This window comes from Bifidobacterium callitrichos (assembly GCF_008698085.1).
GTDB classification, from domain to species: Bacteria; Actinomycetota; Actinomycetes; order Actinomycetales; family Bifidobacteriaceae; genus Bifidobacterium; species Bifidobacterium callitrichos.
Genome location: NZ_RZJP01000002.1, coordinates 366568 through 391474 on the forward strand (window position 1 = coordinate 366568; position 24907 = coordinate 391474).

The window sequence follows — 24907 nt, forward strand, 5'->3', positions numbered from 1 at the left end:
TTCACTGCATCTTCCCTACGGATCGGGCCACACTCCTCAGAGTTGACCGCGCCTCGTGGATGGCGTTCATCGCAGTGATCACCTCAGTCGTGTATCTGTGACGATCCAAGAACAACGTCTTAGGAACAGCGACAGCGAGCAAGTCACTCGGTTTGACCTGAGGGTTGATGCTGCCTTGCAGGCAATCCTCGAGCAGGTTCTGTGTTTGTTCCAATTGGAGGAACGGCACAAGAAACGCCAATGGCTCTCCCGAACATGCTCCGATGCCCCGCAACACATGAACCGCGTCACCGGCCCATAACCCATACTTGCCCTCAATCGCCTGCTCGTCTACAACAGCGAATTGCTGCAACCGAGGACGAGTCCGCATAATGACGAGATCACCAGCCCGGAGTTTGATCAGCGGTTCATTCGGACGTGTTTTTACCGGCCTGTCCAGATATCCGGACTGCAGATCGGCGGCATGCACAATACGTAGGATGCGTCTCTGCGGCAGATCCTTTACCGACACGCGTGTTTCGACCACTTCGGCGAAATCGCCAATACGTATCCCCACGGACTGCGCATGCCGTTCCTGTACACCGTAATGCCGCGGAGAAAATACGAGACCGGGGTCCAGATCAGCGATGCCTTTGATAACTATCAAGCTCATCTTGCTGTGCTCTTCCGATTCACCATTCCAGCGTCTCATCACTGACAAAACGCTGAAACGCGTCACGGATGTCATTAAGGTCATGTCTGACCGATTCGGTACTGCGACGCTGATTCTTCCGGTACAGAAGATTGCCACGTCCATCTTTGCCTGATTGCTGGCATATGGCCATCATGACCTTTTCGTGCGTTTCAGCGCTGGCCCCAGCAGATAATGGCCTCGACCGCTTACGCGCAAAGATGATGTCAGTCTGTATCTCTGTATACGGCTGGAACATCGTGTTTGGTAGGCTAACAATTCCGTACACACGGAATCGGTCATACAACCATTCTCGAATGTAACGGTCCCGTACTGAACTCAGCACGCGACTCGGAAGAATGATCGCCAGTTTGCCGCTCGGTTTCAACAACCGCTCGCACCGTTCCAAAAACAGGACCTCTCTTAAAACGCGCCCTCGACGTTTCGAGAGAACATATTCATCCGGCAAAGAGCCACTGTCAACGAGCACCGAGAACGGCGGATTCGTTGCGATCATATCGACTTGCGATTCACCCAATCGTCTACGCAACACATACTCCGCTGGACTGCCGCCGATTTCAGGAAACCGATCAGAGATAGAGGGTGGCTTCAGAGCATCCAAAGCCTCGAAACAGCAATGCTGTCGCCCCTCGACGTACATCAACAATCGCGCCACGCGAATAGCCTTGTCATCATAATCAAAACCGACGCAGTTCTCCTCTCTCAAATTCGGACACTGCCTCAAAGCACTGAGCAACAGCATCCCAGAACCGCACGCCGGATCGAGCAAGATCTCTTTTGGCCGAGGTGAAAGCATCCGTATGATGAAATCCGCCACGTGTCTGAGCGTGAAGAACTGGCCTTTCGCCGCCTGATCGGATTCAGAGACGATGCACTCCAACAGATGATCGAGAAATTCCGTCCGCTTCCGGCTCAAACCCGACTCCTGCACTCGTTTCAAACATGATCTGAGTTCCTCATCATTCAGCACCGTCTCAGTCCGGCAAAGCACATCAGGCCAGTCAGCCCCAACTCGGCCAAGCAGCTCCCCGAATCTCGACCTGCCGACAACAGTATGAGCGGCTGGGCAAGTACCATCCTTCCACAGTTTATACGAGACCAAGGCGAGCAGCTCCCCGAACAGATCGCATCCCGGGTATGCCATCAACACGTTTACAAGATACCGATACAACGCTGTCATACTGCAACTAGTCCAAACCGCGTTCAGTATCGCCAGCGCCATCACCAACAGAGACTGGATGTCACTCATTTCGGCCATCGCCGGGGCCGCATTGTCCATCCTTTGTCTTTTGGCCCGCATTATCAGGCATCATGACGACTCTACCCAGCATAGAAGCGGACGCCACTCTCGAACCGGACGCGACCGACATCGCCCCGAGCGCCCCTGACGCGATGGCCGGGCCAGCGAAAGGCCGTAAGTCACAGCATCCTTCTGCAGCCGACTATCTTGCCTTGCTCAGGGACACTCGCATGTGACAATGGGTTGTTCTAATTGTTGAAATTCAACAATTAGAACAACCCATTCATTAATCCCACGACATGACGTTACCGCCGCCAGCGAAGACGTCCGGCGTTGTCCCTCTTGCAGGTGTAGGTGACGCCGTTCTTCTTGCCGATGCCCTTTGCACCTTCGGGTGAGCAGAACGCACCGGGGGTGATGCCGTTCTGGACGTTGGGCTTCGGACTGGGGGCAAGATTCGGCGAGGGAGACGGCGAGGGCGAGGGGTTGGGCGACGGCGCCGGCAAGGGCGACGGCTTGGAGACCGGAGGAATCGCGGTGTCCGACTCTGCGGGCACGGTCTGCGCCGGGCAGGAGGCCAGCATCTGGCTCATCGCGGCACGCTCGGCGTTGGTCACGTTGAGCGAGTACTTCGCCTTGATACCGATCTGACGGGCCACGTAGTTACAGCGGTAACCCGTGTTCGCAGGCAGCCACTTGTCGGTCGCATAGTCGCGCTTGTCCTGATTGGCTTGATCGTCGACCGCGAGCAGCACGTACGGGTCATTCGCGTACTTGATCCGCTGTTCGCTGGACCACGCGTTCGCGCCGGTCTTCCACGCGTTCGACAGGGCGACCACATGGTCGATCTGCACGCCGCCATCATTGTCATCATCCGAACCGCGCGTGAACGAGATGGTGCTGCCGGTGTACGGATCGTGCAGCACGCCCGAACCGATGCGGCAGGTGTCCAGCTTGGTGGGGTTGGTCAGGTCGCGGGAGAGGATATCGTCGCGAGTGCCGCACCCGTTACCGTCCACGTCGACCCATCCGTCGCCGAATGCCGTGCGGACGTAACCCGGCGCGAGCGTGTCATTGGTTTTCAGACCGGCCAGCACATTCGCGGCCTTGGCTCTGTTAGCCGGATCGGATGCAGTGCCGCCAAGCACCTGATATTCCAGCGGATTGGTTGTCCACAGATGTTCACCATTGGCAGTGTTATATAAGCGGTATACGGGTATGTTCGACGAATCGCTCACATGCCACGCCACCCCTTCGTATTGCCACTGATGAACGGTCACCAAGGCGTCTCTTTCACTTGCGCTAGCCGTGTAATGATGCTGTCCGTTGTATGGGTTGTACAGACGATATACAACGAATGAAACTAGCGATGCCGGGGTGACTCACTGCAGGCGGCGAACCGCCACGATGACGCCATATGGCTCGAGTTCCAGGTCCTCATCCAGTACAGTCTCGTCGAACAGCGACTTCGCTCCTCGGACCGGGGCGTCCGCCCAAGTAACCGGAGTGTTCGCATGGTTGAGGATGAAGACGAGCTCCTCGTCGCGATCGGGATAGTACCGAGATGTCACCTCCACCGATTCCGGAGAAGCGATAGCCGTGACTCCAGCTTGTTGGATCACGGATTCGACCACCTTGTCCGTACCGATCTCATCCAGCACGGCACCGGCGAAATACGCCGTACCGGCACCGAAATCGTTGACGGTCACGACCGGCGTACCACGGTAGAACGCATCTCCGCCGTATACGGCCAGCGCACGGGCTCCTCCATCAAGCTTGAGTATGCCGCCCGTCAGGGAGATCGCCGATTCGATAGCATGTCCCGTCTCGTCGCCCTCTAGCGCTCCGGATTCCACTCCCGCCGCAAACACCGCTCGTACATCACGTCCCACCTGATACATGTCCAGCTCCTCGACACGCATGCCGCATACGTCACGGAATGCACCCGGATATCCGCCGAGAATGACGTTGTCATGCTCGTCATGCATGCCGGACATGATCGTGGTCAGGAACGTGCCGCCAGCCCGCACGAATTCCTCGATCCTCTCCGCCACCCCGGGCTTCACCATCACCATCGCGGGAGCCACCAGCACCTTATAGCGCGCCAGTTCCTCCGGAGCGATGTCTTCGGACACCACATCCACCATGATGTTGCGCCTATGGAACGGCGCATACCAGCGCCGTACCTGATCCGGATAGTCGAATCCTTCAGGCAGCAGGGAGATGTTCTCCGTCGACCAGTAGGAATCCCAATCGAACATCAACGCCACCGGCGCATTGATCAGGCCTCCCATGAACGACCGTCCATACGCGCTCAGCTCACGGCCAAGCTCCCGAACCTCGTTGTAGACGCGTTCATCCTCGCGTCCGCCATGACTGATCACAGCGCCGTGATACTTCTCGAATCCGCCTCGAGACTGACGAAGCTGGAAATACTGTATGGTGTCGGCGCCATGAGCGATCGCCTGATAGCTCTCCGAACGCATTTTGCCGGGTTCGCGCAGAACATTGCATTCCTGCCAGTTGGTCTGATTGGGGGTTGATTCCATAAGCATGAACGGCTTGCCCTCACCGACTCCGCGCATCAGATCGTGCTTGAACGCATTGTCGGATACGGTGGTGTGCGGGAACGGGTAGTCGTCCCAGCTGATCACGTCCATCTGCCTACCCCAGCGGAAGTAGTCCGCTCCCTCGTAGGTGTCCATGAGATTGGTGGTGATGGGATGGACGGAGTCGAACTCGCGGATGGCGTCCCGCTCGTTGGTATAGGTGGCGAGGAGGGAATCCGACTGGAATCGGCGATAGTCGATATCGCATCCGGACAGCGTAGCCTTGCCTCCGGCGATCCCGTCGCTGATGGCGTTAGGCGGCAGGATCTGGTCGAAGTCGGTGTAGGTGTGACTCCAGAAATTCGCATTCCACGCGCGGTCTACGGCTTCGATCGTGCCATACCGACGCCGGAGCCATGCGCGAAAGCCCTCAGCGCAGTTGTCGCAGTAGCAAGCACCTCCCAGTTCGTTGGAGACGTGCCATGCGATGAGATGGTCGTTCGACCCGTAGCGTCTGGCCAAATTGCCCGCCAGCGATGCCGACAATCGCAGGAAATTTGGGGAGTTCGGGCATGCGTTGTGGCGCACTCCGAATAGGTGATGACGTCCCTCGTAATCGGTACGGGTGGTATCGGGATATTGCCGGGCGATCCACGCGGGAAGCGCACCTGTGGAGGTGGCAAGCACGAAACCGAAGTTGTGTTCGATCAGCAGGTTGACGATGCGGTCGAGCATGGAGAAGTCGTAATGATGTTCATCAGGTTGGATCAGCGCCCATGAGAACACATTGATCGTGGCCTCGTTGATGCCGGCACGCTCAAGCTTGACGATATCCGATTCCCACTCGGATTCGTCCCATTGCTCAGGATTCCAGTCGCCGCCAAAGACGAAGCGATCGCCCGGAGCAGCGATTCGGACCGGAGAGGGGGACGGGAATGGGGACCGACGGTCGGACATGCTTGGAATAGCCACGATATGCTCCTTCGACATAGGTTCGGAAAGCCGGCTACCTCGCCGGCTCCCTCTAGTGGACATTAGTCATTAAACCGATTTAACTGTTGGTTGCAGTATGCCATGCTAGACTTAGCTTGTCAAAACGGGCGTTTACCAAGAAAAACACGCCCGCCCCAGCTTCAGCCTAACGCAGCTACCGCAAACAACCAACGGGAAGGAGACCGGTGATGAAAGTGACCATGCGCGATGTCGCGAAGGCAGCCGGCGTCTCCCCCGCATCCGTATCGTTTGCACTGCGCGGGGACCCGAGAATCAAGCCCGAAACGGCACAGCGGATCAGGGATATCGCCAACCGCATGAACTATTCGGTCAACGCCACTGCCAAGAGCCTGCGGTCAGGGCGCACCGGCGTCATCGAGGCTGCGGTGTTTCAGCTGGATAGGCCGTTCTATTCGCAACTGCTTGCCGGCATCTCGAATGCCGCGCTGGAGCACGGAGTACAGGCTGTGGCCCAGCAGATCTCCACAGGCAAGATCGGTCACGAGAAGAGCATTCTCGAAAAGGTGGCCAATCAGTTCTGCGATGGCGTGATCTTAAGCGCCGGTGGCCTCAGCAACGCCGAGATCATGGAGCTCAGCAAAGGCAAGCCGGTGGTGCTGCTCGACGATCAGTCGTATCAGGGGCCGTTCGACTCCGTGTTCACTCCTTGCGAGGACGGCGCCGAAGCTGCCGTAACCCATCTGTTCGACATAGGATGCCAAAACATCGGTCTGGTTGGCGCGGAATTCCGCCCATTCGACCAGGCGCTGCGGTCCATGCGCGTCGTTGATCGTCGCCTGATCGGATGTCTGCGCGCGTTTGAACGTCATGGCCTCAAACTGGCCGAATCGGCGGTCGTTCCCTTGGATGACTGGGATACGGACGATGCGTACGAGGCGGTTTCCAAAACAATCAGCGGGGGACGGTTCACATTCGACGGCCTGTTCTGCATGACCGACGCCGTGGCATTCGGAGTGCTGCGCGCTCTGCGTGAGCACGGCATCCGAGTTCCCGATGATGTGGCGGTGATCGGGTTCGACGGCGTGCACGCGGGAGAATACGTGACCCCGTCACTCAGCACCATTGCGGTGAATATCGACGAGATCGCGCGGCAATCCGTAAGCATCCTGTGCCGACGCATCAATGAAGGCCGGCATGGCGCGCCTGCGATGCCGAAGCACGTCACCGTCGGCTACGAGGTGGTCGTGCGTGAGTCTTCGGCACGAATCCATTAAACGCGTTTAACTCTTTTTGCTCAAGTATCCACCAAAAGACGGCCATAAACTCTTCATATTCCAATCATTCCAAGCGATTTGACTCGTTTTACAGAACGTGCTATAAAAGTAATCGCATGAATCAAATCGGTTTAACGAATTGATCCTGCAGGAGACAGGGTGGTCGCTGATGCATCCACCCGCATGACACCAAACGAAGGAGATTGTGATGTCAAAGAAGACTTGGGCTGCGAGGGCGCTGGCTCTGACCTGTTCGGCGGCGATGCTGGTTCCGCTCGCGGCATGTGGCGGCGGCACGAACGACGCCGGCAAGATCACGCTCAGTTACCTGAGCTGGGACAACGAGCAGACGTCGAAGCCGTACATCGACGAGTTCGAGAAGGAGAACCCGGATATCAAGATCGATTTCAGCTACTCGCCGCCCACCAGTGAGTATCTGTCCACTCTGCAGACCCGTCTGGTCGGCAATCAGGCACCGGACGTGTTCATCATCACCTCCGAGAACCGTGACGACCTCATCGACAACGGCTATGCCAAGGACCTCACCGACGAGCCGTTCATGAAGAACATCTCGCAGGCCAACAAGGACTTCCTCGCCCGCGACGGCAAGGTCTACGGCATGTCCATCATCTCCTGGGCCTCGGGAGTCTCCTACAACAAGGACCTGCTCAAGCAGGTCGGATACGACGAGCCTCCGGCGAACTGGGACGATTTCCTCACGCTGTGCAAGAAGCTCAAGGCAGCCGGCATCGAGCCGCTGCTCGAACCGAACGCGGACGAACCGAGCCGCTTCATCGACGCCTTCCAAGGTTCCATTCTCACCAAGAAGAACATCGACCCGACCACGCTGATCAACGAGAACCCTCAGAAGCCCGGTACGGATGAGCTGGATGCCGTCAAGGCGTACGCGCGCCTATATGACGAGGGCGGAGTAACCCGCGATACGGTCGGCATCGGCGGTGATGATATGCGTACTCAGTTCACCACCGGACAGGTTGCGATGATCGTCGACGGCGCATGGGCGTTCTCCACATACGAGCAGTCCGGCATGAACTGGGGATTCGCTCCGATGCCGAAGCTCGGCGACGACTATGAGCAGTGGGTGCAGGGCTCCGCCTCACCGGGTTGGGCCATCTACTCCAAGCTCGATGGCGACAAGCTCAAGGCCGCCGAGAAGTTCCTGACCTTCATGTCCAGCAAGTGGGCACTCGATGCGCACAACAAGGCCGGAGACGCGGTCACCGTCACCGATTATCAGGGCACGGTCATGGATCAGTACAAGCAGGTGTTCGAGCAGAACATCCAGACCGGCAAGTACTACCTGCACACCAACTACTACTCCAAGCCCGACGTGCTCAAGAGCGAGCTGAAGGCGCAGAATCAGCAGCTGGTGCAGGGCCAGATCACCCCTGCACAGTACGCCAAGAACCTCGACGAGAAGATGTCCTCGGCTCAGTAACCATCAATGATGGGCCGGCCCGGTAGCTCAACGCAGATGTCCATAAGACCGGCCCATCTCTTTTTCTTTTCTCTTTCTTTCCGGACAATAATCCGGGGATCTTCGATATCGACACGAATTCATATGGACTTGATTGAGCAAGGAGGATGTTCATGAGTGAGTCGATCGCGGTGGTGAAGAACCTGCCGCCGCTTGATGAACGGGCGTATCGCAAGCGCCGCAGGATGAAGGGCCTGCGTGACGATCTGACGTCGTTCTGGTTCCTGCTGCCGATTCTGGCCGTGTTCGTGGTGCTGTTCCTGGTGCCGCTGGTGCAGACGCTGATGTTCTCGTTCACTGATTTCAACGGCTACAGCATGGATATGAACTGGGTCGGTCTGGACAACTACAGGAAGGTGTTCTCCGACTCGTCGACCCTGCAGGGCCTCGGCTTCACGATCCTGTACGCGATCGTGGTGATGGTCGGCGTGACCGTGATCGCGATCCCGCTGGCCGTGGTGTTGAACCGCAAGTTCATCGGACGCAATTTCGTGCGCTCGCTGTTCTTCTTCTTCTCGGTGCCGTCGCTGGCGATCATGGGCATGGTGTGGAAGTACATCTTCTCCCCGATGAAGACCGGCGTGGTCAACAGCGTGCTGTCGATCTTCGGCGTGGATCCGGTCCCGTGGCTGAGCAACTCGAAGCTCGCCCAGTTCTGCGTGATCTTCATCGCGATCTGGGCCCAGATCGGCTGGCACGCGACCCTGTATCTCGCGTTCCTACAGGCGATCCCGGCGGACCTGTACGAGCAGGCCACCGTGGATGGCGCCAACAAGTTCCAGCAGTTCGTGCACATCACCCTGCCCCAATTGATGCCCGGCATCGTGACCTCCACGTTCCTGCTGATGAGCGGCGGTCTGAAGGTGTATGATCTGCCGTTCACGATGACCAAGGGCGGTCCGGGCTACTCGACGTACACGGTGACCCAGTCGATCATCCAGCAGGGCATCGGCCAGTCCCAGTACGGCATCGGATCCGCGCTGGCCGTATTGTTCTTCATCGCCACGGGCGTGGTGGTGTTCCTGCAGATGGGCATTTCGAACCTGATCTCGAGGAGGTTCCAGTGATGAGCAACGCAACCGACAAGACGACCAAGAAATCGGGCGGCATGAACTTCACCACCCGCAGGCGCATCGGCTCGGCGGTCACCAGTGTGGTGATGATCGTGGTCGCGCTGATCTGCGCGGTGCCGCTGTGGTACATCCTGATCAACACGTTCAAGACGATCCCTGACATGGCCGCGAACCCGCTGGGTCTGCCGAAGGAGTGGACGTTCGCGAACTACGCCAAGGCGTTCGAGACCGTACCGATCGTGCGCTCCCTGATCAACACGCTGATCGTCACGTTCTTCGGCGTCGCGATCCAGGTAATCGTGGGCGCCCTGGCCGCGTACGGCATGATCCTGCGCAAGTCGGTGTTCACCGCCGGCGTGGGCGCGATCCTGATGGTCGCGTTCGTGGTGCCGGCCCAGTCCACGCTGATTCCCCTGTACCGCATGGAGGCGCAGGCCGGTCTGGTCAACACGCTCGCCGGTCTGGTGATCATCTACCTGGGCGGCGCCGTGTTCTGCTACTTCCTGACCGTGGGCTACATGAGGAGCCTGCCGTTCGAGTTGATCGAGGCGGCGCGCATCGACGGCGCGGGTCCTCTGCGGATCTTCTGGAGCATCGTGATGCCACTGATCCGTCCGATCCTCACGACCGTGGTCGTGTTCCAGACGATGGGTACGTGGAACGACTTCATGAACGCGAACGTGTTCCTGTCCTCCTCGGACCTGAGGACGATCGTCTTGCAGGTGTACAACGCGGTGGGCCAGTTCTCGACCGATTGGCCGAGCTTCATGACCATCACCGTGCTCGCTCTCCTGCCCGTGCTCATCTTCTTCGTGTTCTGCCAGAAATGGATCGTCTCCGGTCTCGTCGCCGGATCCGTCAAAGGCTGACAGGAAGGATTCTCCTCAATCAAGCGCCGGAAGTTCGCTCACACCCATCGCCTTGGGAATTCCGCAAAAGCGATCTGGGTGCAATGAACTTCCGGCGCTTGATGGCGTTCTCTGACACGTACAGAAACGCGTCGCAGAGGTCAGGTCATCACAGACCAGAGACCGATCCAATCAGCTTGAGTACAGCCTCGATAATGCTTACGATACGCCACACCTCGATGACATTGACACGCTGATCACAGCCTTTACCAGCGCGGCGACCATGCTTGTTGGCGGTATGACGACCAGTCCGACGGTTACCCATAGCATCCCTCCTTGTTCAGACAGCCGGCAGATGCTTGCCGGATTGCAAGAAGGGAATGCGTCAAGTACAGCGCAATAAATTGAAATGTCGGGCAACACGCCGCGCGCAACCACTCGCTCCGAGGGCAAGGTGAGGCTCACAAGTCGATCTGGTTCGCGACGGCCATCAGTCACGCGCATTCAGCCACTCGCCGGTGCCCACTGCACGTCAGCAACGACCACGCCGCACCCGTGCACTTCATCCCAAGCATCCTAGTCCCCGGGAACAGCCACAACCCTGATAACGACTCAACTATCCGCTGAAGCTCAACATGTCAGCATGACACACTTTTTTGAGCCTTCGCCAGTTTGTGTGGTGATTGATCGAGTCTCGTCGTCGGGGCTTTTGTGTATGCGGGTATGGAAGGGGTGGCGTTCGCCTGTTAGGTTTGTTTCCGCCAAGAAATAGAACCGAAGAACAGGGGAACGCCTGTGCCCACCATATCAGCCGGCGCGCTCAAGCGCATGCTGCACCTGCCCGCCAACGTCGTGATCGGCACGCCCCGCATCGAACGGGATCACGCCGGCCGTGAGATCGTCGTCGTCCCGGTCCGCCCGTATGCGAGGGACACGCGGGCCGGTGTGCCGAATGCGGCGGGCATGGCCGGCCGTATGACCGTCTGCCCACGCGACGATGGCGGCATCTCGACATCGGCTGCGCGAGGCTTTTCCTGGAGTACGCGCCACGGCGCGTGACGGTCGCGATGGTGTCGCGGGCGAGACACAAGAGCGCGTACACGTATGACTTCGAACAGCAGGCCGCGTGGCCGAACGTGCATGCGCCCAGAAGCGCCGTGTCGGCCCTGACGCGCGTCGACTGGAAGAGCGTGGGGCCGATCTTCCGGCGCATGGCCGACGACCTGCGGGTCGAACAGGGCGCGGGCCTGTTCGACCATCTGCGTACCATCGGCGTGGACGAGACCAGATACCGCAAGGGCCACAGGTCATGACCGTGGCCGTCGACCACGACCGCGGCAGGGTCGTATGAATGCACGAGGACCACGGCGAGAAGGCGTTCGACTGTTCTTCCCGTCCCATGGACCCGCACCCGTGGCAGTACCGGGAAGTGCCGTCCACGATCTCGCGGCCGGTCAGCCATATGCCCTCTGCGAGATGAAATTGAGACACGGCATGCCTCCAAATCGAGCAGGATCTGACCAGCGAGCGCGTTAAACTCGTTACCAAGCCGTACAACTTCCTTCGCTTTTCAATCACGCGGTGAATGAAGCCGTGCTCGGCTGCAACACGACAAAATCGGAAGACCTGATTTAACAGGATGAGCCGGAGGTGCTGATGACGAAGTCAACTGATGAGGTACGGAAAAGGTTGATTCAGACTGAGATTGTGTGGTATATACCTCATTAATGAAGTTTGTCAAATAGACGGTGTGATTTATTTACCAGTCAATGAGAAAGAACAATTCTAATCTCCTATCTTGATAATGTAAAAAGATCGACAGAATCGCAACCTGAGGATACTTTAAAGGAGTATATGCTAAAAATTATCTCATATTACCTGAACAGTTTTGGGTCAAACAGTTTTGGGTCATATGATAGCAAAAAGAGGCAACAAGAGTAGACGTTCAAATATTGTTTTTAAATTATTGTATATTGTTGGAATCTTATAAATTATTCTATTATAGAAAGAAATAAAGATGATAAAAAAAATAATTGCTAAAGGTGTATTAAATGAATTTGATTATGAAATCGATTATTGGACACCTATTGACAGCAAAACTGAAACTGAAGATTCAGTAGTTAAAGTAATTTATGCCGAGAATGGGTGCGGCAAGACTAATCTTCTAAAATCGATTAGCATTTTATTAAACTGTCCTATTCCAGAAAACCGATCTATGATTATGTATGCGAGAGCACTTCTCCAGATACCTATCCGTATTTTGCAGATCGAGTTTGATGAGGGAGATAAGGTCGTTTATAACAAGGAAGATGCCTTTGATGATCATTGTTCTTTTGGAATCGGGTCGACGATTGTTCAACTTGAGGCGGAATCTTTGCGCGCAATTAGATTTTCTAAGCGAAAAGCAGAACTGTTAACTGTTTGTGAGCAGTTAAAGGAAAGAACATCGGGAATTGTATATCTCGGTGCTGATAGGTTAAGCGGTGGAAAAGATTTTGATGGTGCATATGATGATGATGTAATGGTAACGCATGGGATGCGCGGAAGAGTAGATTATCACGATGCGGTTGAAGAGAGGCTGAACGAGTTGGGCTATATTCTCGCCCGCGAAACTGCTGCTGTTTTGTCTAATGAAACTGACGATGTTTACTTAAAGATAATCAAGAATTCCGTAAAAAATGGTCTTGGAAAAAATGATGCACGAGATAAAATTATTGAAGATATTGATGAAGTACTTAAAAAGGGGTCCCCTCTTGAGAAATATGGCTTAATTAAACTTGACCAAGTGAATAAGATTAAAGAGGAAATAACTGGCGAGCTATCTGAGTCACTTCCCCTTGAATTTCTATATCCAATCCTCGATCCTTATTTTGCTCGACTAATAAAACAGATTAATGCAATGGATGTGACTTATCAGTCAATTAGTAGCTTTGTTAACTCAATTAATCAGCTATTCTCTCGTAAAATGATAAACTACAGCACTAAGCGCGGTTTTAGCATAGCCGGCAGCAAGATGGCACCCCTTAAAGCGTCAGATCTGTCGAGTGGAGAGCGTCAGCTTTTATTGATTTTAGTTACATCACTTTTGGCCAGTCGTAGAGAAAGATTTGTCATTATTGATGAGCCTGAGCTGTCCTTGGGGCTTGAGTGGCAAAGAAGATTAATTGATGTATTAAGAGGCTGCACTAGAGGAAGTGGCACGCAGTTCCTTCTAGCTTCTCATTCGCTTTCTATCATCACGAGAATTAACGAAACGGATCTCGTGGAGGTGGTTGACACAAATCTTACGGTGGTGTCTCGATAGTGCATAGACCAAAATATCATTTTAAAGAATTGTCCATGGAGATCTCTCTTAATATCAAAGATAATCCTCACAGAGGATATTTAATTGTTGAAGGAGAATCTGATCGTAGATTATTTGAAACATACTTCAGGAAAAGGGGGATTGAGGTCAATAATGATCTTAATATTATTGCGGCAAGCAATATTGAAGTAGATGAGACAGTTTTACGCCGTAATAATTTGAGACCTCACTGCAATAAGGATCTTATTATCGCCTTTGCATTATTTTGCAATTCCGAGAATCCTGTTATTGCCGATAATATTCGTTGTATTGTAGATAAGGATTGCTGGGAGTCAAATCCTTACGACAACGATGCCCTTATTGTGGTTACTGATTATCCTGCAATCGAGAGCTATGCTTTTGATGCTAGTATTTTTGATGATTTAAGGATTTTATTCGATAATAAAATTCCCTCAGGAGATGTCATTGTTGAACAGATGAAGAATAAGCTGTGTTATCTTTTTTCTTTGAGGAAAAAATATTCTGGCCCTGCTGATACTTTGCCTCCCATTTCGTACAAAAATGTTGGTAAAGAAGGAGATTTTATAAGAAACTGCACGAACAATCTTTGTTCAAATTCGGATGTAAAAGAGATATTTGATTCACTTATTAATAAGAATCCCAAGTCATTTGCTTACGGTCATGATATCGCTCAAGTTTTCAAACATTTATACAAATCTAAAGCCCCTAATAAAAATATTCATTTTTCGGATTTGGAGCTTCATATGTTGAGGCAGTTAGTTTTTTCTCAAACTCTTGATAGTGAGCGCATGTTTCTTTGTCTTAATAGTTGGCTCAAATCGATTGGGTGTTTTATTTGATTAATTTGATGCTATTGATGTTTACGTGGGTGATGGTTCGTGGTGAGTCGTTGGAGGATTAAGAGAAAAGCGTTTTTTGGGGGCAAATAAGAGTCTTTGCCAGTTTGTGTGGTGGGGTGTTGGATCTCGGTGTCTTCGCCGGGGCTTTTTCGTGTGTGGGATACGAGAGGGGCGTTCTCCTGTATGGTTTGTTTCCGCCAAGAAATAGAACCGGAACAAGGGAACGCCTGTGCCAACCATATCAGCCGGCGCGCTCAAGCGCATGCTGCACCTGCCCGCCAACGTCGTGGTCTCCACGCCCCGCGTCGAGGACTGGCCGGGACGGCCCGCTACAAGAAGGGCACGCCAACCGCGGAACCGCTCTCCGAGGAGAAGACCCGGATGCAGCCCCTGCCCTCCAAACCCTTCGACGCGGTCAGATGGGAGACCAGGAAGGCCGACGGGGACGGGCGCGCGCAGGTTGATGGTAATTAAGCTTTCGCCAGTTTGTGTGGTGCGTACTTGGGTCTTGGTATTGGGTCTTGGTATCTTCGCCGGGGCTTTTTCATGTGAGGTATGAGGAGAGCGGAGTTCTCCTGTACCGAAAACCGATAAACCGGTAAACTGAACCGAAATCACCGAAAAATACGTCACCACAAGGCATGCACGGAGCTGCTCGCGCAGATGACACCTGCGCCGCCATCCTCGCCGCTATCACCCTCGAACGGCACACCGTTCTCATCATGCATCTCAAGGGGCATCGCATACAAGAACAGGGTGTCGGAACTCCCATCCAGAAAGCTACGAACTGGTCCCAACACTAACCAGTCGGGATGCAGGAACGTGGATCCGAAAACGACATGGTAGCTATCCGGTTCATCACCGGTAAAGTCCACATGACCGTCAACAGGCACACCGCGCCCATCGACACTGATCCCCGGATTCGTTGGAATGGAATGCGACTCGGACGATATAGAGAAATCAAGGGGAATGACGATCCACGCACCGTCCGAAGCACGTTCGATCTTGACTGAATCCCTCTCATCGGCCCAAGGCTTCTGTCCATAACCAATCACCCTCAAAGCAGATTCGAAAGCCTCGTCACGATTACTGCAACGCATGACATGCTGCTCATCAACAACTACACTCAACATACCGATCTCCAAACGACGGGTACTGCTAACTATAAATCCAACCAGTGAAAACTTTGCGAAACACCGCCGTAGATCACTATGGTGACACACGGGCAGCGTACAAGTCCCAGATTCGCCGGTGCGCCAACATCGTCCTCGATCGAGGGTGTCATCGCCGCCTAGACTTATCAACCGTTCACCGCAAACGATAAAAGGTCTACTTCGGATTTGCCTGCATAGCCGCCCGAATACATCCGCACTCGCCGCTCATTGGCGCTGTAATTTACGATGCAGATAGTCCAGTAAAATCCCTACATACTCAGTCTTCTTCTGTTGGGACTCGTACCGCTGCGCATAATAGCGGCACATGTCGATAAATTTCTTGCTTCCATGCGACAGTAATTGCTTTTTCAATGTATCTAACGCCGCAGCTCTATCGTTCTTTAGCTGACGCATGTTCAGGTTCAATGTCACATTCAAATCCTTGTTGATGTCGCTATTGAGTGAGCTTATGGTTCCATCGGATTTATAGGTGATGGAACGGATGTGGTCCTCCCTACGTGGATCGACGGTCAAGGGCTCATTCCCACGGTGTTTGTCACAGGTTTGCTGTGGTCGAGGATTACCTTCTCCACCGCTGCATACGGCCAGCATGTTGTCATATCGGACTGACAGCTCATCGTCGTCGTCCGCTCCGGCATGCTGTGCATGATAATGCTCGATGTGCATGGTCTCGCTGGAGATACGGCTCATGCAATATGCGCATAACCCGCCCTGTTCGATGATCAGAGCGGCATCGATGTCATGTTTCACATCTGGGTCGAGATTTCGGTATTGAACTTGACGGGAACCGGAGTTCGTCTTCTCGCCTGCCCTGAGCCGTTTAACGTTGCTTATCAGTGAATTCGGGGCGCCGTGTTTGTTAATCAGCAACATAATCCGAGTCCATTCGTTCCAGATCAAGAGCAACATGACCGCTGACCACAGCGTGGTCGCGGGGGCCGACCGTCCTCTCCAAGTCCGCGAGCTTGTTCGCAGCTAAATCAAGTTTGCCGTCGTCCAACGCATGATGGAACTCTTCGATCTGACGTTTTACCTGAATGGGACGCTCGTTCGCGTTCATCACATCTTCAAGGACGTCTCCGGCGTCATGACCGTACGACTCATCCGATGGGGCATAGGTAGTATACGCATCATCGAATATTCCGGACAATTCAGCCAAACCGTCGATGTTCTCTACACCTTCATTCTCATGAAGGGGCCGAATTCCACGCAGATTAGCCGCCTTCACTGAAGCGACGACCGAGGGGGCATGGCTGCTGACGATGAACTGTACTCGCGGGAAAATGGAGGTCAGATCTTGAATGATGCGTTCCTGCCAACGCGGATGCAGGTGCAGGTCAATCTCATCGATGAGCACCACACCCGGAGACGACAGTATATCCTCGGCATTTGGGTTCAACACCGCCATGCGGTATGCTATATCGGCTATCAGACTCAGCGTATTGCGGTAGCCGTCGCTGAGATTCTCGAATGGCAGCATGCTGGAACCGGTCTCATCATATTCGACTAGCATCAGCGAATTGGATTTAAGATCAAATATGACGGTCATTTTATCAGCGCCAGTTAAATCCCGGAAGCATAGCGACAAGGCTTTGCGAACCGCATCCAACTCAGGAAGTCTTTCTCCCGTGCCGAACTGTTGCCCTTGGATTTCCAAGGAAGTCATACGCTCGAACCAGTTCAGCATCAGTTTCTCATTATTAGCGGAATCCAGGCAATCGATATACCCGTTCGATCGTGAATAGCCGCGAGAGAACACCATCTCCGAGTATTTCTTCTCACGCTTGTGAAACCACAAACGTCCTGTACCGTAATAAGCCAGCAACGGCAGCACGCTCTGTCTGCCTTGCGTGATCTCATCCTGCAAGGTCTGCGACACCGCGGTCGCCTCTTTCAACGTGCCACCTAAACGTTGACGCTCATTCATCGTTCTGGACCAACGAATCTCCCGAGTGCGGAACATCGCATCAGCCTGTATATCCACCGGCTGCGGTTGATTCGAAATCGTGCTGCCTGTCTTGACCGGTAGCAGACGCATGTCAGAAGGTTGAATATTGCGGCCGTCGATTGCGCTATACGGGCTGGTCACTCGAATCAGCAATGCTCCCAAAGAAATGGCTGCGGCATCAAGTATGGCAGTCTTGCCGGAACCGTTGTCCCCAATCAGCACGGTAAGATGCTCATCGAAGTCGACATGGAGATGCCCGAATTTTCGGAAATTCGTCAACTCCAAGCGCTTGAGATAAAATTCTTTATTAGGCAACGAAAACCTCCTGATAGTTTAGCTGCACTCTATCATGTCATGATGTCACACGCATGCGGGGTCCGGCGACGTGACTCACGTTTTTTGAGCGCGTAATGGTTAGTGGTGCCTCATCGGGAATGAGCGAGAACGGTACCGGTCCTGTTTGGCTTGTCGTATGGAAGGCAAGATCAGCATGGCGACGAAGCGGCAGGTCGCCCTGAGGTTCAGGGACGAGTACATGAAGGCCTCGAAGAAGGACAAGGGACGCATCCTCGACGAGATGTGCTCCGTGCTGAAGATCGGCAGAAGCACCACGCGGCGCACGCCGAGGCCGGCAGGAAGCCGAGCGGACTGCCGGAAGGCGGGCGACGCCGAGGCCGTCTCGTTCCTCAGGAAGATCGACGCGGAGGTTCCCGACGGGCTCGACGTGCACGTGGTGTGCGACAACTACGGGACTCACAATGTGTGTGTTCAATTGAAAGTGGGCCGCATGGACGTGTGGACAGTCTCCAAGTGAGCGGCAGGTTCTGGTCCACTTCAGCGTGTGGTGAGAGATGAACACCGGCCCGTCCTGCCCGGACTAGTTTCCCGAGTTGAAAGCAAACCATCCGGTTTCTCGGGAAAGGAAAGGAATGACGGTACCGGTGTCCGTGCAACAACGTATCAGGGTGCTTGACGCGCGCGGCGTGTCACGGAGAAGCATCGCGAAGGAGGTGGGCGTGGCCCGCGACACGGTCGCGAAATACGCCAAGGAAGAGGATTGCTCGCCCGGGCCGGAGCGTCCGGCCCCGAGGCCGTCGAAGCTCGACCCGTTCAAAACGACGGTCGACGGGTGGCTGGAGGCTGACCGGTTCATGCCGCGCAAGCAGCGGCACACCGCCAAACGCGTGTACGACCGGCTCGTGGCGGAGAAAGGATACAAAGGCTCGTACTCGCTGGTGCAGGATACGTGAAGCGGTGACGCGAGTGTGGCGACAGGTCGGCCGATACGAATTGCTGGAACACGTGATTCTCGCACAGCGCACCGCGGGACATGGCAGCATTGCCGTCGGCGGGCTCCCGATCGGCGAGGATCGCATCGTAGGCGCAGAACGGCGGGCCAGTGTAGGTCTATGCAGACCTTGACCGGCACCAGCGAGTCACAGCTCAACCACGAACCACCACCACGACAATAGTGTAATATCCCCATTGCTCTCAGAAACCATCACCTGAGCTGAAAGGTAGATGGCGCCCTGTCACTCCACAGGCGCGAACCAGACTTTGCCGTTGGCGTCGCAGGTTTGGAAGTATGTGCCTTGCTCGGATTCCTCGATCGGCTGTCCCGCAGAGTTGTAGCGCGCAGGCCTCCACTGACCAAGGTTGTGAGTGACTCCGTTTATGGTCACGGTGCTCTTACCCCACGTGGATGAGCCGCCATGGTCGTTGTGGATCTCGTAATACGTGGATCCCTTTGGCGTATGCAGTGCATGCAACTGATTACGCCCGGCGACATCGATGCTCGCTTGGCATTCGGCGGCCGTGTAACAGTCACCCGCCAGCGTGTACCCCTCGGCAGTCCGAGTGGAGGCGGATTGGCCGGATTGCAGCTTCGACAACGATGAGGATTCACCGGCAGGGTTCCGATCACCCGCTGCGGAAGCGGCAGCCGCATTAGACGCAGCATCGTATGTGGCGATCGCTTCGGTCAACGCTCTCATATCATTCGTCAGAGCAGTAGTCACCTGTTGCATCGCCGCCGGATCATGACGATCGACAGCACCGGCGGCATTCACTGCCTCGGACAGTGCATCGAGCGCTGCCTTCACTTGTCCGTCGCCGGTTCGCCAGTTGGGGGCATCGATCGCTGCCTGAGCAGCGGACAAAGCGGAATCGAGCGCTTTGCGAGCGTCACTCGTCTGCTTAAGATCGCGATACAGCCCGAGATCATTCACGATCTGCACGATCGTCTGCGCGGTACCGTTCTGGTCGCGCGACTCCCGATCAAGAGCCGTAACCGTCCGGGACAGCCCTTCATTACCATCAACCGACGGATTGCTCAATTCCCCAGCATCCCTGTTTTCGATCGCGTCAGCCTTGGCGAGTTGGGACTGCAGAGAGCTGACCATGATGGCCATGCTCGCAGGAAGATCTCCCGTGGAGTAGGAGACGGATGCCGCATACCCCGTAGCGTGCGCCAATGTCGCCCGCGAATCCTGAGCTTCGACAAGCGCACGATCATACTGTTGCCGCAGCGACTGCCCCTCGTACGCCTGCGCAGCGACGGGAACCGCGCATACAGCGATCGCAGCCAGCGCCGAAGTCACGATCACAACGGGCTTTGTACGTCCTCTGACATACTGCAGAGACAGTGACATAGGCGTCGAAGACGCCTGCCAGCCGAAGCCGGCTGAAGCGCGCGCCGCATGACGACCTCGCACGGAGAGAATCCCGCTTCCCCTCGCCTTGCTGGAATGCCTCCCGCGATACCCGATCATAGTCTTCTTCCCTCTCCGAGCATCCGCCGCACACACCCCAACGACGGAACAAGACTTCAATCCTTATAACTCCTAGTGTACCCGGACGGCCCCATCAGCTAAACCTGCCTGTCACGTATAAGCAACAAGAATTGGACCACGATCTACATCGCAATCATCACATTCGTGGCCAGAACCAAGATGCGCATCACATAATTGTCGTTATGTGATGCGCATCTTGGTTCTGGCCACACTCTTCTACCAGTTATCAGTCATCTTCACTGGCATTAGCGCGATACTGAGAGCTGATCAACAGCATAAGCATGAAATGCAATACCTTCATCACGCCAACCGTGTGCAATCAACCCTCGCTTTTCCGTGTCATTGCTGACCAGCATGTGGCGGTTCGTGCGTACATCATACAGACGATGAATGGAGATTCCGCCAGTAGCAATAGTGCGGAACACTGATTCCTCCACCCATCCATTGCGCCTCAGCACATTAATCTCATCCGTATTCCCTGTGTAGATGTAGTCATCAGTACTCGTATTATGCATACGACTGATGGTCACAGTCGAAGGCTGAGCGGCAGAGACGCCCGTCTCGTCTGCGGAGATCCCATTCGCCGAAGAAATCCCCGATGAAACAGCATCCTTGTTTGAGTTATTCGAAGTCTCACCCGAATCCTGAGCCGGACCAGATTCCGCATCAGGCAGCACTCGAAATACGATTCCCTCTTTAAGCCAGCCGGTCCAATCCTGACCGAGCACCGTGGTCTCATTGGCCTGTGCAGAAAACAGGTGAGTGCGATGCGAAGACTGATAGAAACGGTATACGGGAACCGTTTCAATAGTGTGCGTACTGTCAGTGCTTCCCTGCTGCGACTGTGGGAACACCTTTGAGAGGAAATCGAGGTAGCGCTGCTGAGCCGTGACGTTCTCGCAGAACACATCGGTAAAGCCATGCGGCCCATACTCCGGATACCACGTAGACACGTTCTTGGCGCCAGCCTGCTTAAGAGCCTGTTCCATCATCACCGTCTGACGGTAGGACACGGTCCTATCGTTCTGTCCGTGAACCAGCAGCATCGGGGCTGCCTTGGCACTCACGTAGGTCAGAGGACTTGCCTCCTTGGCCTGCGCTTCGGTGTACTGCTTCCCCTCCGTCACTCCGAACAGCAGATTCTTCGCATATACGGCAGTGGAGACATCGTCCCCCGAGAGCTTGCCCCAGTCGTCGACCTCGGAGATGCCGAAGCCGCTGATGACCGCCTGAACGTCACTGGAGACGGCTGCCTTGTTGCCATCCTGAGTGTTGACGAACTGGCGACTCCCGTTAGTCACGCCCATCATCATCGCCAGATGCGCGCCGGCAGATTCTCCGAATACGGCGATACGATCTGGATCGATGCCGTATTCTGCAGCGTGCTCACGCAGGAAGCGCACGGCGGAATTGCAATCATTGATCTGAGCCGGCCAAGGGGATTCCGCGGCAAGTCGATAGTTGATGGATGCGACGACATAGCCGCTCTGCAACAGCGTATTCACCAGCGGCATGCGTTCGGAAAGGAACGACTTATCGCCGTGGATCCATGCGCCGCCGTGGATGAAGACGACAACCGGCTGCCCCTTGCCGTCTGCAGCCGTCGCAGCACTCGCCGCATTGTAGACATCCAGTTTCTGTGTCTGTTCCGCGCTCCACGGAGCCATATAGGGAACGTCCGCGTGAGTAACGATGTTCCCATTGACTACCGTGGTGCCGGTCGACGGAGTGACCGGTGCCGCGTCAGATTTATCGGAATCTGCGTTTCCATCCGAAGTCGTCGAATCACTGTTATCGTCGCTTGTGCCGGCGCTGGCTTCAGTACCTGTGTTCGTAGCACCTGTCGTGCTATCGACAGAGTTTCCATCATTGGCACTAGCATTCTTGTCTGATTCCGAGTTCAGCTCATTAGCGGATGGAACATCCTCGTCATCCGTTTCAGCAGACTTGTCTTCCTCGGCCTCGGTACTCGATTCCTGATCATTCGAGGCAGCTCCGGTGTTGCGATCGGTCTCCTGAAGAGACGCAGCAGCGCTTTCCGGCACCACGGAATCAGCCAGTGCCCGCACCGGCATTACGGCAGCAGCAAACATTGCCATCACGGCCAGTACCGCGCATACGACATGCGTCATTCGAGAGGATGCACGTCCACCCATATAGCCATCACCTACAGTCTCGGCTCTCAACAAATACTTGAGCCACTATAGTCGATGGACGTACATCGCATTATTCGAATGCTCTCATACAACCAATAAAGGTGGGTGCCGGGGAATTCGCCTCCGGCACCCACCTATCTGACTAAGTTATCCAATTATCGCCTCAGACAGCGGCTGATAGTCACTCGGCAGGATCATATGCCTTGAAGGCAACACCCTCACCAATCCAGCCGTTGTTCTGCAGAACCTTGTACTCATTCTCGTCGGACGTGTAGAGGAAGTTGCCATCCTTGCGCAGACGGTATACAGACAGGGTACCGTCAGCCGGCAGAGCAAAGGCAACATCTTCACCAGTCCAGCCATGGCTCTGCTGGAACTTGTACTCATTCTCATCAGCCGTGTACAGGAACACCGTGCCCTTGCGCAGACGGTAGACCTTGGTCGCATCCTTCGTGTCGGTCGGAACACCATCGAAGACAGCGCCCTCACCAATCCAGCCGTTGGCCTGCAGAACCTTGTACTCGTTTTCGTCGGCAGTGAGCAGACGCTGGCTGCCCTTGTGCAGACGGTAGACCGGAACCTTGCCCTCAGTCGGCTGCTCCGGCTGGCCCGGGGTCTGGCCGCCCTTGCCGAGGGTCACGGTCACGGTCTTGCCGGACTGACGGCCGGTGACGGTGAGCTTGTAGCCTTCCTTCGCGTTCTTCAGCGCGATCTCGGTGATGCCGGCGGTCTGGACGCGCACGCCGGAGAGCGGGGTGCTGGAGGCGGACTGGTCGACGACCTTGCCGGAGGCGTCGGTCAGCTGGTAGGCGAGAACCGCGTCACCGTTGAAGCCGGTGGCCTTGGCGGTGTAGGCGCCGTCCTTGCCTTCGACGCTCACCTGGGCGCCGTCGGACAGCTTCTTCTGGGCGTCGGTGCTGGTGGCGAGGCCGAGCGCGTTGCCGATGGTGTAGAAGTTGTCGGTCTGGTCGGTCAGGCCGTCGACACGGGAGGCGTTCGGGCCGGAGGCGGCGATGCGCAGCTGGGTGCCGGTGTGGCTCATGTTGCCCTGAGTCTTGCTCGGATCGGCCTTGCCTTCGACGTCGTTGGAAGTGTCCTTGCCGTTGCCGTAGAGGTCGTCCTCGGAGGTGCCGTAGGAGATGACGGTCTTGGAGCCGTCACGGTTCTTGAGCACGGTGCTGAGGGCGTAGATCGGCTGGGACTCGACGATCTGGGAGGTGTGGGCGTGGTCGGCGGTGACGATGACGAGCGTGTTGCTCAGGTCGACCTTGCTCAGAGCCGCGGAGATGGCCTTGTCGAGGTCGTCGGTCTCACCGATCTGGCCGCAGGCGTTGGCGTTGTGGTCCTGCTTGTCGATCGAGGCGCCCTCGACCTGCAGGAAGTAGCCGTTCTTCTGGCCGTTCGGGTTCTTCTGCAGCAGGTCGATCGACTTGCTGGTGAAGTCGGCGAGGGACGCGCCCTGGTTGCCGAGCCACTTCTGGTTGACGGTGCAGACGGTCGGGTTCTCGTCCTTCTTCGGGTCCTGCTTGGTGGCGACGGACGGGTTGAACTCGGTCGGCAGGTTGCCGTCGCCGAGCAGGGCGAGGACCGGCTTGGTCTGGTCGGCGGAGGAGAGGTTCTTGAAGCCGTTCACGTCACCGGACTTGACGGTCTGGAAGCCACGGGCCGCGGCCTGATCCCACAGGGTCTTGCCGTCGAGACCGAACTGGTTGAAGTACTTGGCGCCACCGCCGATGGTCACGTCGGCGCGGGTGTCGAGCAGCTGCTCGGAGATGGAGCCGATGCCGCCGTTGGCCTTGAGCTGGTCGGCGAGGCAGCGCTTGGCGGCTTCGGCGGCACCGTCGGAGGCGTCGATCTTGCCGTCCTTGTTGGTGTCGGTCTTGCCGTCCCACTTGCCCTGCGGGCCGTAGCAGGCGCGCTCGGAGGAGTGGGATTCGAGGACGGCCGGGGTGGCGTCCTGGATCTCGGCGGTGGTCACGTTGCCCGTGGCCTTGCCGGCAGCCTTGGCGAGCTCGATGAGGTTGAGCTGCGGGTTGCCCTTGACGTCGATGTCGACGGCGTTGTTGTAGGTCTTGGTGCCGGTGGCCCAGCCGGAGCCGGAGGCGGAGGAGTCGGTGACCGGGGTCAGGACGCCTGCGGTCTTGGAGCCGGCAAGCGTACCGTCGGACTTCTTGGCCAGCAGGCCATCGTTGGAGCTGTTGCCCAGCGAGAAGGTGGTGTACTGGCCGACACCGGTCTCGACGCCCTGCGTGGGCTGGCCGAGGCGATCGATGCCCTCGAACTTGCCGTTGAGGCCGTGCAGGTAGTTGCGGGCGACGGTGATCTCGGAATCACCCATGCCGTCGCCGATGAACAGGATCACGTTCTTCGCGTTCTTCGAGCCGACGGCGGCGATGCGCTGCGCACCTCCGTGGACGGACAGAGCCGCGACGTCCTTACCGTCGGCGGCGTTCGCCGTGCCCGCGACACCCGCGAGCGTGGCCACCGCGGCGAAGGCGGCCACTGCCGCCTTCAGACCATTGTGCTTCCCCATGATTGGTCCTTT

20 protein-coding genes are annotated in these 24907 nt (G+C 55.9%); 10 read left to right on the forward strand and 10 right to left on the reverse strand.

Translation table 11 applies throughout. The features are described from left to right. Nucleotide 1 precedes the first annotated feature (1 nt). From EMB92_RS06135 to EMB92_RS06150, 4 genes are all read right to left on the reverse strand, one after another. Nucleotides 2–691 (reverse strand): hypothetical protein, encoded by a 690-nt coding sequence (locus EMB92_RS06135; RefSeq protein ID WP_190973576.1) that lies wholly within the window; start codon nucleotides 689–691, stop codon nucleotides 2–4. Beyond that, nucleotides 672–1970, reverse strand: a complete 1299-nt coding sequence (locus EMB92_RS06140) for an HsdM family class I SAM-dependent methyltransferase (protein WP_190973577.1) — start codon at nucleotides 1968–1970, stop codon at nucleotides 672–674. The genes EMB92_RS06135 and EMB92_RS06140 overlap by 20 nt, the downstream gene beginning before the upstream one ends. A 266-nt stretch (nucleotides 1971–2236) precedes the next feature. Then, nucleotides 2237–3274, reverse strand: coding sequence for a GmrSD restriction endonuclease domain-containing protein (locus EMB92_RS06145; RefSeq protein WP_223847619.1), 1038 nt, complete (start codon nucleotides 3272–3274; stop codon nucleotides 2237–2239). 39 nt (nucleotides 3275–3313) lie between these two features. After that, nucleotides 3314–5452 carry a beta-galactosidase gene (locus EMB92_RS06150; RefSeq protein WP_223847598.1) on the reverse strand — a complete coding sequence of 713 codons (2139 nt, stop codon included), beginning with the start codon at nucleotides 5450–5452 and terminating at the stop codon, nucleotides 3314–3316. Nucleotides 5453–5661: 209 nt separating this feature from the next. On the opposite strand from EMB92_RS06150, the gene EMB92_RS06155 reads away from it, so the two are divergent. The 8 genes from EMB92_RS06155 to EMB92_RS06190 all read left to right on the forward strand — a co-directional run bounded on the left by EMB92_RS06155 (nucleotide 5662) and on the right by EMB92_RS06190 (nucleotide 14291). Then, a complete protein-coding gene (locus EMB92_RS06155) occupies nucleotides 5662–6708 on the forward strand; it encodes a LacI family DNA-binding transcriptional regulator (RefSeq protein ID WP_150394151.1) in 1047 nt (348 codons plus the stop codon). A gap of 208 nt (nucleotides 6709–6916) precedes the next feature. Continuing rightward, nucleotides 6917–8167, forward strand: coding sequence for an ABC transporter substrate-binding protein (locus EMB92_RS06160; protein ID WP_150394152.1), 1251 nt, complete (start codon nucleotides 6917–6919; stop codon nucleotides 8165–8167). Nucleotides 8168–8319: 152 nt separating this feature from the next. Beyond that, the gene (locus tag EMB92_RS06165; RefSeq protein WP_150394153.1) at nucleotides 8320–9273 is read left to right on the forward strand and encodes a carbohydrate ABC transporter permease; all 954 of its coding nucleotides are present in this window, start codon (nucleotides 8320–8322) and stop codon (nucleotides 9271–9273) included. A gap of 41 nt (nucleotides 9274–9314) precedes the next feature. Further along, complete coding sequence (locus EMB92_RS06170; RefSeq protein WP_190973605.1) at nucleotides 9315–10148, forward strand: carbohydrate ABC transporter permease; 834 nt, start codon at nucleotides 9315–9317, stop codon at nucleotides 10146–10148. A 774-nt stretch (nucleotides 10149–10922) separates the two neighbouring features. Beyond that, nucleotides 10923–11186, forward strand: a complete 264-nt coding sequence (locus EMB92_RS06175; RefSeq protein ID WP_150394155.1) for a hypothetical protein — start codon at nucleotides 10923–10925, stop codon at nucleotides 11184–11186. Then, complete coding sequence (locus EMB92_RS06180) at nucleotides 11183–11440, forward strand: hypothetical protein (protein ID WP_150394156.1); 258 nt, start codon at nucleotides 11183–11185, stop codon at nucleotides 11438–11440. Before EMB92_RS06175 ends, EMB92_RS06180 begins: the two co-directional genes overlap by 4 nt. Nucleotides 11441–12144: 704 nt before the next feature. Beyond that, nucleotides 12145–13431, forward strand: coding sequence for an AAA family ATPase (locus tag EMB92_RS06185; protein WP_150394157.1), 1287 nt, complete (start codon nucleotides 12145–12147; stop codon nucleotides 13429–13431). Nucleotides 13432–13466: 35 nt separating this feature from the next. Beyond that, nucleotides 13467–14291, forward strand: a complete 825-nt coding sequence (locus EMB92_RS06190; protein WP_150394158.1) for a hypothetical protein — start codon at nucleotides 13467–13469, stop codon at nucleotides 14289–14291. Between the two features lie 629 nt (nucleotides 14292–14920). Here EMB92_RS06190 and EMB92_RS06195 read toward each other — a convergent pair. From EMB92_RS06195 to EMB92_RS06205, 3 genes are all read right to left on the reverse strand, one after another. Then, complete coding sequence (locus EMB92_RS06195) at nucleotides 14921–15424, reverse strand: hypothetical protein (RefSeq protein WP_150394159.1); 504 nt, start codon at nucleotides 15422–15424, stop codon at nucleotides 14921–14923. Nucleotides 15425–15670: 246 nt separating this feature from the next. Further along, nucleotides 15671–16339 carry a retron system putative HNH endonuclease gene (locus EMB92_RS06200; protein WP_190973578.1) on the reverse strand — a complete coding sequence of 223 codons (669 nt, stop codon included), beginning with the start codon at nucleotides 16337–16339 and terminating at the stop codon, nucleotides 15671–15673. Next, nucleotides 16326–17729, reverse strand: coding sequence for an AAA family ATPase (locus tag EMB92_RS06205; protein ID WP_190973579.1), 1404 nt, complete (start codon nucleotides 17727–17729; stop codon nucleotides 16326–16328). Before EMB92_RS06205 ends, EMB92_RS06200 begins: the two co-directional genes overlap by 14 nt. 175 nt (nucleotides 17730–17904) lie before the next feature. Between EMB92_RS06205 and EMB92_RS11690 the strand changes: the two genes are divergently transcribed. Together EMB92_RS11690 and EMB92_RS06215 are read left to right on the forward strand one after the other, a co-directional pair. Then, nucleotides 17905–18228: a hypothetical protein gene (locus EMB92_RS11690; RefSeq protein WP_223847599.1), complete on the forward strand. Its 324-nt coding sequence runs from the start codon at nucleotides 17905–17907 to the stop codon at nucleotides 18226–18228. 127 nt (nucleotides 18229–18355) lie between these two features. Further along, entirely contained in the window at nucleotides 18356–18664 is a 309-nt protein-coding gene (locus EMB92_RS06215; protein ID WP_449727606.1) for a hypothetical protein, read from the forward strand. Between the two features lie 282 nt (nucleotides 18665–18946). Here the strand turns inward: EMB92_RS06215 and EMB92_RS06220 are convergent, their stop codons facing one another. The 3 genes from EMB92_RS06220 to phoA form a co-directional block, all read right to left on the reverse strand. Beyond that, the gene (locus tag EMB92_RS06220; RefSeq protein ID WP_150394162.1) at nucleotides 18947–20020 is read right to left on the reverse strand and encodes a hypothetical protein; all 1074 of its coding nucleotides are present in this window, start codon (nucleotides 20018–20020) and stop codon (nucleotides 18947–18949) included. A gap of 431 nt (nucleotides 20021–20451) precedes the next feature. Further along, entirely contained in the window at nucleotides 20452–22362 is a 1911-nt protein-coding gene (locus EMB92_RS06225) for an alpha/beta hydrolase fold domain-containing protein (protein ID WP_150394163.1), read from the reverse strand. Nucleotides 22363–22543: 181 nt separating this feature from the next. Further along, nucleotides 22544–24895, reverse strand: a complete 2352-nt coding sequence (gene phoA, locus EMB92_RS06230; protein WP_150394164.1) for an alkaline phosphatase — start codon at nucleotides 24893–24895, stop codon at nucleotides 22544–22546. Between the last annotated feature and the right edge of the window lie 12 nt (nucleotides 24896–24907).

What these genes read in the sequence shown, in the direction of transcription:
- EMB92_RS06135 (WP_190973576.1), bottom strand. Translation starts at nt 691, where the DNA reads ATGAGACGCTGGAATGGTGAATCGGAAGAGCACAGCAAGATGAGCTTG.
- EMB92_RS06140 (WP_190973577.1), bottom strand. Translation starts at nt 1,970, where the DNA reads ATGGACAATGCGGCCCCGGCGATGGCCGAAATGAGTGACATCCAGTCT.
- EMB92_RS06155 (WP_150394151.1), top strand. Translation starts at nt 5,662, where the DNA reads ATGAAAGTGACCATGCGCGATGTCGCGAAGGCAGCCGGCGTCTCCCCC.
- EMB92_RS06160 (WP_150394152.1), top strand. Translation starts at nt 6,917, where the DNA reads ATGTCAAAGAAGACTTGGGCTGCGAGGGCGCTGGCTCTGACCTGTTCG.
- EMB92_RS06165 (WP_150394153.1), top strand. Translation starts at nt 8,320, where the DNA reads ATGAGTGAGTCGATCGCGGTGGTGAAGAACCTGCCGCCGCTTGATGAA.
- EMB92_RS06170 (WP_190973605.1), top strand. Translation starts at nt 9,315, where the DNA reads ATGAACTTCACCACCCGCAGGCGCATCGGCTCGGCGGTCACCAGTGTG.
- EMB92_RS06185 (WP_150394157.1), top strand. Translation starts at nt 12,145, where the DNA reads ATGATAAAAAAAATAATTGCTAAAGGTGTATTAAATGAATTTGATTAT.
- EMB92_RS06190 (WP_150394158.1), top strand. Translation starts at nt 13,467, where the DNA reads ATGGAGATCTCTCTTAATATCAAAGATAATCCTCACAGAGGATATTTA.
- EMB92_RS06195 (WP_150394159.1), bottom strand. Translation starts at nt 15,424, where the DNA reads ATGTTGAGTGTAGTTGTTGATGAGCAGCATGTCATGCGTTGCAGTAAT.
- EMB92_RS06200 (WP_190973578.1), bottom strand. Translation starts at nt 16,339, where the DNA reads ATGTTGCTGATTAACAAACACGGCGCCCCGAATTCACTGATAAGCAAC.
- EMB92_RS11690 (WP_223847599.1), top strand. Translation starts at nt 17,905, where the DNA reads ATGGCGACGAAGCGGCAGGTCGCCCTGAGGTTCAGGGACGAGTACATG.
- EMB92_RS06225 (WP_150394163.1), bottom strand. Translation starts at nt 22,362, where the DNA reads ATGGGTGGACGTGCATCCTCTCGAATGACGCATGTCGTATGCGCGGTA.
- phoA (WP_150394164.1), bottom strand. Translation starts at nt 24,895, where the DNA reads ATGGGGAAGCACAATGGTCTGAAGGCGGCAGTGGCCGCCTTCGCCGCG.